The organism is Desulfopila inferna (genome assembly GCF_016919005.1).
GTDB lineage: Bacteria > Desulfobacterota > Desulfobulbia > Desulfobulbales > Desulfocapsaceae > Desulfopila_A > Desulfopila_A inferna.
In genome coordinates this window covers 91,474-103,943 of record NZ_JAFFQE010000008.1, presented here as the reverse complement: position 1 = coordinate 103,943, position 12,470 = coordinate 91,474, and the positions used below count along the sequence as shown (strand labels likewise).

Here is a 12,470-nt window from a genome sequence, read left to right as displayed (position 1 = left end):
CAGAAATCCTTCAAACATCTTGACTGGAAGGTTTTTCTTTTGCATATTTGGAATATTGACTGTAGTGCGATTATCCTTTTGAGGTGAGAATAGTGTCTGAAGCAGGAAAAAAAGTATTAGTCATGGATGACGAAGAAATTGTCGCAGATATAGCCCAGCAAATGCTCAAATATCTGGGGTACGATGCAATTGTTGCCGGCAACGGTGAGGATGCCGTCAAACTCTATCGTGAAGCGTATGAGTTGGAAGATCCTTTCGATCTGGTCATCATGGATTTGAATATTCCGCAGGGTATGGGCGGAATGGAGGCTGTCAAGCACGTCCTGAAGATAGACAGCGAGGCAAAGGTAATGGTGTCGTCGGGGTATTCCAGTGATCCTATTATGCACGAATACGGCAATTATGGTTTCTGCAGCTGCATTGCAAAGCCATTTGACCTTAAGGGATTGCAGGAAGCCGTGCAGGCTGCAATACACTAGGAAGGGTCGACCAAGACATATTTTCACTCTTCTCTCTATCTTGCATGAACGCTTCCCGGGCGAATAAGTCTCAGCTCAAGATCATTTATTTTACCACCATTCTAACTATCTGTTCGTTGTACGCGGCGCAACCGATTCAACCGGTTTTTCAGGAAGAATTTCAGCTCGGCAACCTCCAGGCCCTGCTTTTTACTACCTTGATGATGCTTCCTTTGGGTATCGCGCCACTCTTTTACGGCTTTTTGCTGGAGACATTCTCCGCCAAACTGCTGGTCCGCGCCGCTGTCCTGATTCTTGGCCTTCTTGAGCTGGTTTTTGCCTGTTCGACAAGCTATTTTTCACTTCTTCTTGTCCGGGCTATCCAGGGACTGATGATTCCCGCTATCCTGACATCTCTTATGAGCTATATCTCTTTTACTTCGGATCGGGAAAATGTCCAGCGCTCCATTGCTTTCTATATAGCGGCAACTATTGTAGGCGGCTTCCTCGGACGTTTTCTTTCGGGTCTGTCCACAGAACTTTTGGGCTGGCGGTATTTTTTTGCGTTTCTCGGAGTACTGCTGATTTTCTCTTTCTATCTTCTCCAGGCATTGGAAAAAGATGCCAATATGGAGTACGCCAAACCTAAACTGAGTGAGATCACTGATCTTTTACGGAAAAAAGAGTATTTCTGGCTCTATATCGGTATATTTTCTATTTTCTTTGTCTTTTCGGCGATGATGAATTTTTTGCCGTTTGCCCTCAGGCAGATAAATCCGTCGCTAGGCGAAGCGGGAATAGGTTTTCTCTATTTCGGTTATGCCATGGGGATATTCGTCTCCCTCAACAGCCTCAGGATCATACGCCTTTTCGGTAATGAAACGGATGCTGTTCGTGCGGCAATCGTCATCTTTTTCGCAGGGACTACTCTTTTCTTCATTAAGGATTACACGGTAATGTTCGGTGCTATGTTTGTCTTTTGCACCGGGCTGTTCATGGCTCATTCACTTCTTTCAGGGTTCGTCAACAAAATATCGAACACCAAAAAGGGTATTGCCAATGGTGTTTATATCTCATTTTATTATATGGGAGGCACCTTTGGTTCATTTATCCCCGGCTATTTCTTCGAGAATTACGGATGGAGCGGTTTTCTCGTCTTTCTTCAAGCGATGCTGTTGTTTTCTTTCTTCTGCATTCACATGTTAAAGAGAGGCATTGTCGCCAAGGCTTCCCTGCCTTCATAACCCATCTGACTCCATGCTCGGCGTGATATCTTTGATGGAATCGTAAAAAAAGAAGATCTACGTCGTTGTGGATCTGAAATGGCGAGTCGCCATTTACCGCAACTGTTGCCTGATCACCGTTTCAGATACTCCGACTGGTATATCAACTTTGCCGATATCTGCGCTAGTCGCAAGAACTCATCTCATCTCGACAACTCCAATGATTTTTTTAGAGTATCAATTTTCATAATCTGCACCAACTCTTGATGGGCCGCCGGCTGTTGAAGAGAGAGCTTGCAGGATATTGAGATCCTGATAATATTCATGTTCTAAAGTTTAAAGAAAAAGAAGATTCAGTCGACAGCGTATCAGCTTTGAGCCACTGCACCTGGAGGGATAAGAGGATGGATGATAGGGCGAAAATGAGGGTAAAACTCATCTCTTTTGGTTTTAAGTATGGAGCCCCGGAGGATGTGAATTATCTCTGGGATGTACGTTGTTTGCCCAATCCTCACTGGGTTGACGAACTGCGTCCCGGTACCGGGCGGGATCATGAGGTTTCCGAATATGTTGTCGGCAGTGCGGCAGGTCGGGATTTTCTCAAATATGTGGAGCCGATGCTTATCTTTCTTGTGCAGCAAAATCGTGCTGCAGGTAAGAAAGAGTTGGTAATAGCGGTGGGATGCACCGGGGGAAGGCACCGCTCGGTGGCTATCGTTGAAGTACTGTGTGATGTTCTCAAGGATCTGGAAGTCGATCTGCGCTGTGAGCACAGAGATATTGGCATGGGGAACTGATGATGCAAGAGAAGCTGTCGTCCTTTTTCTCAGGGTATATTGGTGTTCAGTCCCGGTCCCGCTACCGCCCCATAGATAGCCATCAGGATTGAATAGACAAATATAAAAAGTGCGGCAAGCAGCAGAGTGCATATAAGCTTGATGAGTATTCCGGCAATTTTCCGCAAAAAGAACAGTACCGCCCTGCAGCTGATATCCGCCAGGGTAAAAAGAAGTGCCGCCAGGCAGAGAGCCGCTTCGTAGAGGAGAGGAAGGGCGTTTCTTGCGGTTTTAGACCCGATATTGAGTGAAAATTGTGCTAAACGTTGCATAATTCCTGCTGTTGAAAAAGAAAATTCCCGACGAGCCCTCTTCTGTGAAGCTGTTTTTTGCAAATTGCGGACCAGAAAAACGGTTAATGGAAGGCAAGGCGAGCTGCCGAAGATTTAAAAGCAAAGTATCTGTGATAATAAGGATATTATTATAAATGTTATTCAAATATTCCAATGACGGCATCGGTGGCGATCCTTGCAGCGGGGCAATAATAACCTCAACTGTGTGATTTTAAACACCTCTATATTTTTGACTTTCCGGGATCGGGGGCTTCCATGAAGTGAGTGCTCCCGCCTTTTTTGACCTTGTTGCCGATGTGATGTATTGTGGATGAAATGACCAGGCCAGAAGCCTTCAAGGCTCAAGTGAAATTGAAAAGACGTAGAAAAGAGAGAGACCTATGACAGCCATTGTTTCTAATCTGAAAAAAATATCCATGGCGATAAGAGCGGCAGCCGGTCCAGGCGGAATTCCTACAGCCTCTGAACAGCGCCTTTCCTTTATCTTCGGGGTTGCCGGCAGCGGTCTTTGCCCGTTTGAAATCCAGCTGGCTGATAAAGCCGTCGGTGAGAAGTTAGAGCTTAGTGTTTTAAGAGATGAGATCAAGGAATACTTCGGTCATCTGTCGGCCCCTCTGGTCCAATCTCTGAATCTGCAGATCATGCCATCACGGCTTTTCCTCGAAATAACGATCACCGGGATTGAGGAACCTGTCCAGCAGGAAATAGTAAAGGCCATGGCTGCGGCACTCAGCGGAGACTGCGACTGTGGCTGTGATTGTCACTGAAATAGAGCAACAGGTTACCACATCAGATCGTCCGGTATGGCATATTCTCCATAAGGATCGTCAGAATCTTTATCTTTCTTGCCGGGGGGAGCATTGAGAAGCACCACCAGTTTGCTGTTAAGCTCCCGTACCTTATAGATTGTGGCCGCCGGTACCAGTTGATATTCTCCCGCCAGTTTGACGATTCCCACCTTCCCGAGAGCCAGGCTATCGATGGTCTTCTGGGCAAGACGCAGCTTTTTTATGGTGTTCTCATGCTTGAAATTATAAGGAATATCTCCGTCTTCGGCTTTAATTTTATGGGTTTCGATAAGCTGACGAGCCTTTGCCGATGCTTCCTTGGCTTCTCGCTGGGCGATTTTCTTTTTGTTAAGCTGCTGGTCCTTTTTCTTCTTTTCAGCCAATGCCTGCCTGGCCATCTCGGCAATCTCGTTTTCGTCCTTCTGCTGTCCCTTTAGCCGGGTATGTTTGTCTTTTTTTGACTGATTAAATTTCTGCTTGTCAATAAGACCCATTTTTAGGAACTGATCCTGTAATGTCTTTCCCATCAATGTTCTCCGGTATTTATCAAAAGGTTTTAAATTTTTTCCGACACTGCGTTAACAGTAAGTCCATAAAAATTTGAAGGCAAGCTTTTCAAAGCCCCGGCCATCAAAGAAGAGTGAAAGTATACGACAAATTAGTATTTATACAACACCAAAGAGGATTGATGAGTCGTTGGGGCTGCTGAAAGTATGGCGCCTGATTTTTGATACTCCGGCATCAAGCATCATGGCCATTATCTCTTCTTCGGAATATGACCTTCCCTGAGATGTGTTGATCAGCATGTTCAGACTGAAAAGAGCTGCAAATTCGGGGCTGACCTTGGAGTTATCCAGAATAAAGTCATGAATAAAAATCCTGCCGCCGGGAGACATTTGCGCAACCGTCTTGGCGATTATTTCCCGGCACTCTTTTTCGCTGTTGCTATGAAGGATATGGGAGAGCCAGGCGGCATCGTAAGGACCTCCGCTGACCGGATCGGCAGTAAGGTCTCCGCCGATAAAGAAAATGCGTTCGCCGAGATTGAAGGATTCAACTGTTTTTTTGGCAAAGGGCCGGGTGGTGGGTCTGTCCCATATGGTAGCTTGCAGTTCCGGATTGGCCAAACAGAAATGGATGGCATAGGTACCCGGTCCGCCGCCAAGATCAAGAAGGTGCTTTGAGCCGTGCAGATCGACCTCTTCGGCAATTCGAGGGGCCAATTCCATGGCCAGATTGAACATACCCATGAGGAAGCTTTCTCTTTCGGCCTCTTCTCCAAATGATCTCTGCTCTACCGGACCTCCAGTGACCACGGTTTTGTCGAGTTGTGCCCAGCCGTCGAGTAAATGATGATGATGAAGGATGATATGGCCCATGTATTTGGGTGAATTCCTGGAGAGGAAAGCAGTGGCAAAGGAAGTATTGCTGAAATAGTTTTCTTCTTTTACAAGCAGGCCCAAGGCGGTCAGACCGTTGAGCAGAAATTCGGTGGCCCGGCCATCTGTTCCGATTCGAGCGGCTATTTTCTCTGCAGTCAGCTGTTCCCCGCCGATATGAGAGAAGATTTCCAGCCGGACACCGGCCTGAAGCGTACAGCCTTTCCAGTACCCGCTTGACACACTGAGAAGCTTGCCGACATCCCAATTTTTTTTCATTCAGATCCTCCTGGGAAATAAGGTGCATATGTCGTATAGTTGCTGGTACAGCATATCCCAGGATGTAAAAAAATACAAATCGAGAACCTTTGATCAGTCTAAGCCGAATACCTGCCTTAGCGTGGTGTCTTTTACGAGAATATCATCTTTATGACCTATAAAAATATTTCTTGTTCTCCCCGGCTTCTACTCCGCCAGTTGACGGTAGTCCTGCTGCTGCTGTTTAGCTTTGGTTGCGAGGACACCAATCTGTTGATTTTGACGTCAGCTGGCGTGGATGCCGTTAATGCGATCACCCTCAGCGATGAAGATGTGCGGACTATCGCCGCTGGGGCGGCGGCTGTCATAGACGGTGAAAATCGACTGGCTCCACCCGGGTCCATTTACAGCAGGCGGTTGCAGGGCCTGGTGGCTCGGCACCAGAAGCGCGACGGCTTTGATTTCGACTATGAGGTATATTTGAAAGACGAGGTCAACGCCTTTGCCATGGCCGACGGAACGGTTCGGATTTTTTTTGGATTAATGGATATGATGACGGATGAAGAGCTGCTTTTTGTAATCGGACACGAAATGGGGCATGTAGTGAAACGCCATTCCCGGAAAAAGGTTGTCCTTGCCTATACTGCCGGTGCTGTGCGCAAAGGATTGGCATCCCAGAACAACCAGATAGGACAACTTGCCGCATCAACCCTGGGCGGCCTTGCCCAGCGTTTGACAAATGCCCAGTTTTCACAGCACGAGGAACGACAGGCTGATGATTACGGCGTCACCTTTCTCAGGGAAGAGGGGCATACTGTTACGGCGGCAGTCAGCGCCTTGCGGAAGTTCGAGGAGCTTGCCGGGCGCCATACTTTCCTCTCCAGTCATCCCGATCCCGCCGACAGAGCCGAGCGCCTGGTCGGGAAAGAGGGAGAGGAAGAATCTTTTCTGGCAACCCTCATCAATATTCTGAAAAGCCTGGTAATCGTCATTATCAACTTGGTCCGATCACTCTTGTCGTGGTTTTAAAACCGTACCACAGGAAAGTATCTTGAATCTCACGGGTCTCTGACTAAGGTTACTAATATACAAAATGGAGCTTGAAATTAATTTTTCTTGCTGTTTATAGGAGAAAAATTTTTAAAAACCCGCTCCTGCCGGCATGAATATCGGCTCGAGTTCTTGCAGAGCAGAGGGAAAGACAATGGCAATCATACACGGTGATTTTAGTGGTCATAAAGAAAAGCCGAAGAAAAATGGAAAAGAGAAGGACAACAAACCTGCTCCTTTGTACCAGCTGCATGTCTCTCTGACATTTTCAGATCCGCTTATTTGGAGGCGGATTCTGGTTCCCGGCGAAATAACACTGCACCAGCTGCACCAGGTACTGCAGCTCTGCATGGGATGGTCCGGCACACACAAGCATCAGTTTTATGTAGGAAAAATCTTTTACGATATGGATCCTGGAAAAAACGATAATGGACGCTATCATGAGGCCGATTACGATCTGCAAACCCTGGAAGAGGCCATGAAATGGTGCTTCATCTATCTCTATGATGCCGGTGACGGCTGGGAGCATGAAATCGCTCTGGAGGAATCCGTTGCTCCTCAGCTGGGACAAAAGTATCCTGTTGTTGTTGATGGTGAATATGCTGCGCCACCTGAGGATGTAGGCGGAGTACATGGCTACACTGAATTTCTCTCCCTTATGGAAAATTCCGAGGACAAGGCCAGACGGAGGATTATGGAGGAGTGGAATCTGAGTGATTTTGACCCATTTCATTTTGATTGCCGGAAAATCAATGACGAGCTTAAAGAATATCTCTGGATTAAATAACAATCATGTCCATATCTTCAGGTGAGGCTTTTTCCTGGAATAAGTTTCACCTTCTGCTCTTGCGGCGGCGCCGTCATTTACACCGTTTAACTGAAAAATTTTATTGAAGGCATGGCGCCGTTCTCCTGCGAAACCTTAATCCCTCATACATCATTCCGGGCGGAAAGTTGTTCCGGAACATCTTTTAAGCACTCAAGAAAAATCACCCTAACCCGGCTGAGCTGGATACGAACTTCAAAGGAGTAAAAAAGCATGAACAGGAAACTCCTGGCGGATTACCGATCGTATTTCACCTTCGGGAAAAAATTCTGCAGTGCTGAAATCTATAGCGATTCCCGGGGATAAAGTTCTAGACAATGATGAGAGGGAAGAATACTATAACTCTGGATGGAAGAATATACTTATGATCTTGGGGTGGTATTGTCGTAATGGTACGTTTTTTTTTAGCAGTGTCAGTGGCTTTTATCCTGTTGATAGGCGCTGGAGTCGGATTCCTCGTATTCCGGGACGAGAAGCCTGACTATGATGTTCCTCTGAATGAAACTGTAATTCCAGAATTTTCAATGGTAGAAATTCCTTTCCACCATATCTATCAAGCATCACGTAGGATTCCCTATACCGCTGGAGCGGTGATCGATGTTGATAACGATGGTGTGGAAGAGCTTTTTCTTGGAGGCGGTGTTCGTCAGTCCGACGGCTTATTCGTCTTCACGGGTGAGGGTTTTGTCAATGTGGCCGATCAGGTTAATCTGATTAAACTGGGGGACGATGTCACCCTCGGAGCAGCGGTCATCGATTTTGACAACAACGGCTATCAGGATCTGGTGATCTCACGAGAATCGGGAATCTGGCTCTATAGCAATTACGACGGCAAGTTTGAAATGGAACGCCTTGACCTTGGCATACCGACCCGAGGAGTTCCCCTGGCTGTTGCTGTTGCCGATCTCAACCTTGATGGTCATTTCGATTTTTTCCTTCCCATCGTTACAAGAACATCTATGTTTGACTGGCTTTCCGGTCCATCGGAAAGCAGCGGGATCCAGCCGCGACTTTATATTAATAATGGAGATACCACGTTTTTCGATAGTACTGAAAGTGCTGGGCTGGATGCAATGACCGAGGCCCGCCAAGCCATATTTCTCGATCTCGACGATGATGGCAAGGAAGATTTAACTGTTTTTCATACAGATGGGACGCTAAGCACCTGGAAGAACAGGGATAGTCTTCTTTTTGAGAACAAACATGCAAGCCTTCAGGGAGGTTATATGGGATTGGGCGCCGGTGATTATAACAGCGACGGTCATGTGGATTTTCTTCTGACCAATAGAGGGGAAACTCTGCCGCAACTCTTCCTGAAGGTGATTCAAAGCAAAAGGCTGGACCATTTCAGGAACTGGATTCTCCTGAAAAATAAAGGATATTTCTCTTTTGAAGATGCCGCAAAGCCGACCCGGCTTAGTGGAGACGAGCTGGCCAGAGGATCGCTTTTTACCGATTTAAATAATGATGGCCGCACGGATCTTGTGGTTTCCCAGAACCATCCATACTGGCTGCCACATTGGCTTGAAAGATTGCGTTTACCGGGCAGAACCCTTTTGCAGAATCAATCCGGTGCATTCGCTGAAGTGGGTGAACTCACCGGTCTGACAAACTCCGAATTCGGGGTTGCTCCTCTGCAGGCCGACTTTAACATGGACGGCCTTCCTGACATTATCCACCTCAACCTGGACGGCAAATCACGTATTTTTCTCAGCAAGCCCGGAAAAAATAATTACCTGATTGTTCAGCTTGACGATTCAGTAAGATCGCTGGGTGCGACGGTGTATGTGAAAACCCTTTCCGGCAAAACCATGAAAAAGATTGATCTTGCCGGTAATGCACTTTGTTCCGATTCTTCTCATCGACTTTTTTTCGGTTTAGCGGATGATAAGGCTGTTGATGTTATTGTCGAATATAGTAATGGCGAAACAGATCAGACATCCGGAGTTCTCTTCAACAAAAAAATTACCTTTTAGTACCTAGCTATAAGCAAAGAAATGGGGTAAAGACTCTGGTCCTTCCGGCCTGTCCAGGCAGCTGGCGGATGTGATATTTTTGAAAATAATTGCCCTGGAGCTCTTGAATGGCTAGATAAAAAGTCCCATATATAAGGCAAGCAGTAGATCGGCCTTTCTCCAAGTCGGGGTTTATGCCCGCACGGCTGCTTATCGCGATGTCGTCCATAATGAAAAACGGAGTAAGTAATGAGTATGCAGGAAAACCTTATCACCAGTGATAAAATTGTCTCTCTTAAAAGGAACTACAGATATTCGGTGGGCTGGAATCTGATGCTGTTGACAGTGGGGTCGCTGATTTTTATGATAGGGATTAACGGTGTTGTCGTTCACCACAGCTTTATCCCCGGAGGGCTGTTCGGCACCTGCCTCCTTCTCTACCATAAAACGGGATGGTTCTCTCCCGGCATACTTTTTTTCCTGATAAATATTCCCTTGTGTGTTGTCGGATGGTTTCTGGTAAGCAGGCGTTTTGTCCTCTACTCCGTCTATACAGCCACAGTGGTAACTATTTTGTCGGAAACCCTGGTCCTTGACTTAGGCATACATGAGCAGATTTATGCGGCACTTGCCGGCGGCTTTCTTGTCGGCGCCGGAGGGGGAATCATTCTGCGATCCATAGGCTCGTCGGGAGGCCTTGATATCGTCGCCATTATCCTGTATAAATTTTACAATATAGGTATCGGTAAATTCTTCATGTTTTACAATGTCGTATTGTTTGCCTTCGTGTTCACTGGATATACTGCCGATATTTTCGTGGCCTCCATTCTGCTCGTCTTTATATCTTCAAAGGCTCTTGATCATTTCCTCACCTTCTTTAACCAGCGCAAGGTGGTCTATGTCATCAGTGATTTCAGTGACAAGATTGCCGCTGTGGTCACTGAGGAAATGAAGATGGGAGCTACCTTTATTCAGGGAAAGGGTGCCTACTCTGGCAAGGAAAAGCGTATTCTCATGGCAATAACCAACAACATTCAGCTGAAGAAACTGGAGGAACTCGTTTTTACAATAGATGACGAGGCCCTGTTTATTGTGGAAAACAGCTACGATGTGATCGGCTCTAGTTTTGGGAAAAGGAAAATTTACTGATTTTCCGAGAGATCGTCATCTCGCTTTTCGCCGGTTTTCGGTTGATCTTTTTTATAAAGAGCGTTTGCGGCCAGGAGCAGGAAGCCTATAGCTACTATGGGTGCAGCCTGTTCCGCCACGAGTGAAAGCGGTGTGCTTTGAGAGCCGGAAGTATCGAACTGGTTCACCCCATATTTCAGCAGGCTGTAGGAAAGTATGGCCAAAATGAGGTGGAGCCACCATGGCAAAAACCGGCCGCCAGCCTTGTTTTCTTCTGTTTTATCCTTCATGCAGCTTGAATACCTCAAAATGTTGCCACCATGAATCCGGCAACTCGGTGATGGGAGGCACTGATCCGTCTCGGAAGATGTCTTCTTCTGTTCTGCACTAAGGTAATGATTACCCCATGTCCTGGCAATAATTTATCCAATCGGCAGGCCGATGTGGGTAATTATTACCCTACTCAATGAGCTGGGTTGCTTTGGTCTCTTTTTGATTAAGTTATAAGTTGTTGAAATAAATCATATAAGTGAGTTGGCGCATAACGGCACAAGGATTGCTTTCCTTTCCATATGAAGAACAGAAGAAATGGTCGATATCTTACAGGTTGCCCCCGCTTTTTGTAAGAAAACAATCTGACCAAGGATCTCATACCCGGGGGGTACTGTAAAGAGTCCAGCTCAACTGGGTATTAACAGATTAATAATGGTGGAAAGAAAAATAGTTTATCAACACTACAGGAGGTTAGAAATGAATACCAGAAAGATAATCATCGCTATCGCAATTATTGCAGGGCTCGGACTTGTCGGATTTCAGCAGGCTTCAGCCAGAGGATGGGGAGGCGGTTGTCCTGGCTACGGCATGAATTACCAGCAGCTCGATGACGCAACCAAGGCAAAGGTGGATGCCTTTAGGGCAGAAACTGCCAATCTTCGTAAAGAGATAGCTATGAAAAGGGCGGAGAAAAGGGCTTTGCTGAATAATCAGGCCCCCGATCCTCAGGCAGTTGCCAAAGTAGAAGGTCAGCTCTTTGATTTACGAACGGAAATGCAGAATAAAGCCGGAGATGCAGGCATTCCTATGATGGGTATGGGACAAATGGGGATGGGTGGTCCGGGTAATGGCGGCATGGGCCGTGGCATGGGCCGCGGAATGGGCCCCTGCTATAATCAGCAGGGCAGGAACTAACCCGAAATTTCATGATATTACCTCTGCATGGAGTCCCATCTTTTCCCGCTCATTGCCGGGTTGAGTGAAAATCTGAGGGGTCTGTCGAAAAATATCGGCAGATCCTTTTTTTATGTTCAGATTCGCTTTGAGTGGATATGAAACCTTATCAGCTGGCCGGCAATGGTACCCGGTCCCGGAATCTCGGGCAGACTGTCAAACCGGTACCACTGGGCATCGCAGATCTCAACTCCGTCAACCTTGATCTCACCAGAGGCATATTCAGCAAAAAAGCCGAGCATAAGCTGGCTGGGAAAGGGCCACGGTTGACTCTTGAAGTATTCGATATTTTTTACTTTGACCCGAACCTCCTCATAAATTTCCCGATGGACGGTCTGTTCCGCAGATTCACCCGGTTCGATGAAGCCGGCCAGCGTGCTGTACATATTGCCTGAGAAACGGGGTGAGCGGGCCAGCAGGATCTCTTCGTTCCGATGGATCAAGACGATGATACAGGGTGATATGGCGGGATAATGATGCGCCGAGCAAGCGGGGCACAGCCATGACTGTTCGCTGGGATGAGCGATGGTCGCGGTGCCGCAGCTGCCGCAGTATCTGTTGGTGTGGCACCAATGGAGCAGCTGTGATGCTGTACCCCACCGGGCGAACAGATGATCATCGACCCAGCCCAGCAGCCTGCGCAACGGTATCAGTTCATGATCACCGGGCAGTACCATGTCGTCCGGCAGGGCGACTGCGTGTATCTCCTCTTTCCCGGGAAGCCTGCGAGAGATAACCTTATCCTTCTGATAGAGCGTATCCTTTTCCTGCCGGCTGAAAGGACGCGGTCTGCCTTCAGCAGGTTTATATACCACTTTATTCTTTTGGAAAATGTAGTATGTTTTCTGCATAATGCCGTTCTCCAATTAAACTGCAGGTAGTAGCATAGTAGTTTCAAAGCCAGCTGAGCTGGACTCTTTACATTACACCCTTGAGGGGTATAGGTGCCTTGGTTATAGAGGCGGTCAAGGATTTTAATATATGTTGTTTGTAATGGCAGTTTTTCAGGTGTAAAGCACTAAATGGAAAAAATAAAGGCAAAAACAGGT

Annotated in this window: 14 protein-coding genes; 9 read left to right on the top strand and 5 right to left on the bottom strand. The window is 47.0% G+C overall.

The genetic code is table 11. From position 1 onward, the window contains the following. Positions 1-92: 92 nt before the first annotated feature. From JWG88_RS17950 to JWG88_RS17940, 3 genes are all read left to right on the top strand, one after another. A complete protein-coding gene (locus tag JWG88_RS17950) occupies positions 93-479 on the top strand; it encodes a response regulator (RefSeq protein ID WP_205235174.1) in 387 nt (128 codons plus the stop codon). Positions 480-523: 44 nt separating this feature from the next. After that, a complete protein-coding gene (locus tag JWG88_RS17945) occupies positions 524-1,702 on the top strand; it encodes an MFS transporter (RefSeq protein WP_205235173.1) in 1,179 nt (392 codons plus the stop codon). A gap of 383 nt (positions 1,703-2,085) precedes the next feature. Then, complete coding sequence (locus tag JWG88_RS17940; RefSeq protein ID WP_205235172.1) at positions 2,086-2,478, top strand: RapZ C-terminal domain-containing protein; 393 nt, start codon at positions 2,086-2,088, stop codon at positions 2,476-2,478. Positions 2,479-2,507: 29 nt separating this feature from the next. Here the strand turns inward: JWG88_RS17940 and JWG88_RS17935 are convergent, their stop codons facing one another. Beyond that, positions 2,508-2,789, bottom strand: a complete 282-nt coding sequence (locus tag JWG88_RS17935) for a hypothetical protein (protein ID WP_205235171.1) — start codon at positions 2,787-2,789, stop codon at positions 2,508-2,510. A gap of 401 nt (positions 2,790-3,190) precedes the next feature. On the opposite strand from JWG88_RS17935, the gene JWG88_RS17930 reads away from it, so the two are divergent. Further along, complete coding sequence (locus JWG88_RS17930) at positions 3,191-3,577, top strand: hypothetical protein (protein ID WP_205235170.1); 387 nt, start codon at positions 3,191-3,193, stop codon at positions 3,575-3,577. Between the two features lie 14 nt (positions 3,578-3,591). On the opposite strand, the gene JWG88_RS17925 is transcribed toward JWG88_RS17930, so the two are convergent. Continuing rightward, positions 3,592-4,125: a DUF2058 domain-containing protein gene (locus tag JWG88_RS17925; protein ID WP_205235169.1), complete on the bottom strand. Its 534-nt coding sequence runs from the start codon at positions 4,123-4,125 to the stop codon at positions 3,592-3,594. A 138-nt stretch (positions 4,126-4,263) separates the two neighbouring features. After that, positions 4,264-5,256, bottom strand: a complete 993-nt coding sequence (locus JWG88_RS17920) for a methyltransferase (protein ID WP_205235168.1) — start codon at positions 5,254-5,256, stop codon at positions 4,264-4,266. Positions 5,257-5,406: 150 nt separating this feature from the next. On the opposite strand from JWG88_RS17920, the gene JWG88_RS17915 reads away from it, so the two are divergent. From JWG88_RS17915 to JWG88_RS17900, 4 genes are all read left to right on the top strand, one after another. Further along, positions 5,407-6,264 carry a M48 family metallopeptidase gene (locus JWG88_RS17915; protein ID WP_205235167.1) on the top strand — a complete coding sequence of 286 codons (858 nt, stop codon included), beginning with the start codon at positions 5,407-5,409 and terminating at the stop codon, positions 6,262-6,264. A gap of 175 nt (positions 6,265-6,439) precedes the next feature. Continuing rightward, on the top strand, positions 6,440-7,072 hold the full coding sequence (locus JWG88_RS17910; RefSeq protein WP_205235166.1) for a plasmid pRiA4b ORF-3 family protein: 633 nt from the start codon (positions 6,440-6,442) through the stop codon (positions 7,070-7,072). A 563-nt stretch (positions 7,073-7,635) separates the two neighbouring features. Beyond that, positions 7,636-9,087, top strand: coding sequence for an FG-GAP repeat domain-containing protein (locus JWG88_RS17905; protein WP_205235165.1), 1,452 nt, complete (start codon positions 7,636-7,638; stop codon positions 9,085-9,087). A 228-nt stretch (positions 9,088-9,315) separates the two neighbouring features. Continuing rightward, positions 9,316-10,215 carry a YitT family protein gene (locus tag JWG88_RS17900; protein WP_240194572.1) on the top strand — a complete coding sequence of 300 codons (900 nt, stop codon included), beginning with the start codon at positions 9,316-9,318 and terminating at the stop codon, positions 10,213-10,215. On the opposite strand, the gene JWG88_RS17895 is transcribed toward JWG88_RS17900, so the two are convergent. Beyond that, on the bottom strand, positions 10,209-10,484 hold the full coding sequence (locus JWG88_RS17895) for a hypothetical protein (RefSeq protein ID WP_205235164.1): 276 nt from the start codon (positions 10,482-10,484) through the stop codon (positions 10,209-10,211). The two genes, JWG88_RS17900 and JWG88_RS17895, sit on opposite strands and share 7 nt — an antisense overlap. A gap of 460 nt (positions 10,485-10,944) precedes the next feature. On the opposite strand from JWG88_RS17895, the gene JWG88_RS17890 reads away from it, so the two are divergent. Next, a complete protein-coding gene (locus tag JWG88_RS17890; RefSeq protein ID WP_205235163.1) occupies positions 10,945-11,382 on the top strand; it encodes a periplasmic heavy metal sensor in 438 nt (145 codons plus the stop codon). A 116-nt stretch (positions 11,383-11,498) separates the two neighbouring features. Here JWG88_RS17890 and nudC read toward each other — a convergent pair whose 3' ends face one another. After that, the gene (nudC, locus tag JWG88_RS17885) at positions 11,499-12,272 is read right to left on the bottom strand and encodes an NAD(+) diphosphatase (protein WP_205235162.1); all 774 of its coding nucleotides are present in this window, start codon (positions 12,270-12,272) and stop codon (positions 11,499-11,501) included. Positions 12,273-12,470 lie beyond the last annotated feature (198 nt).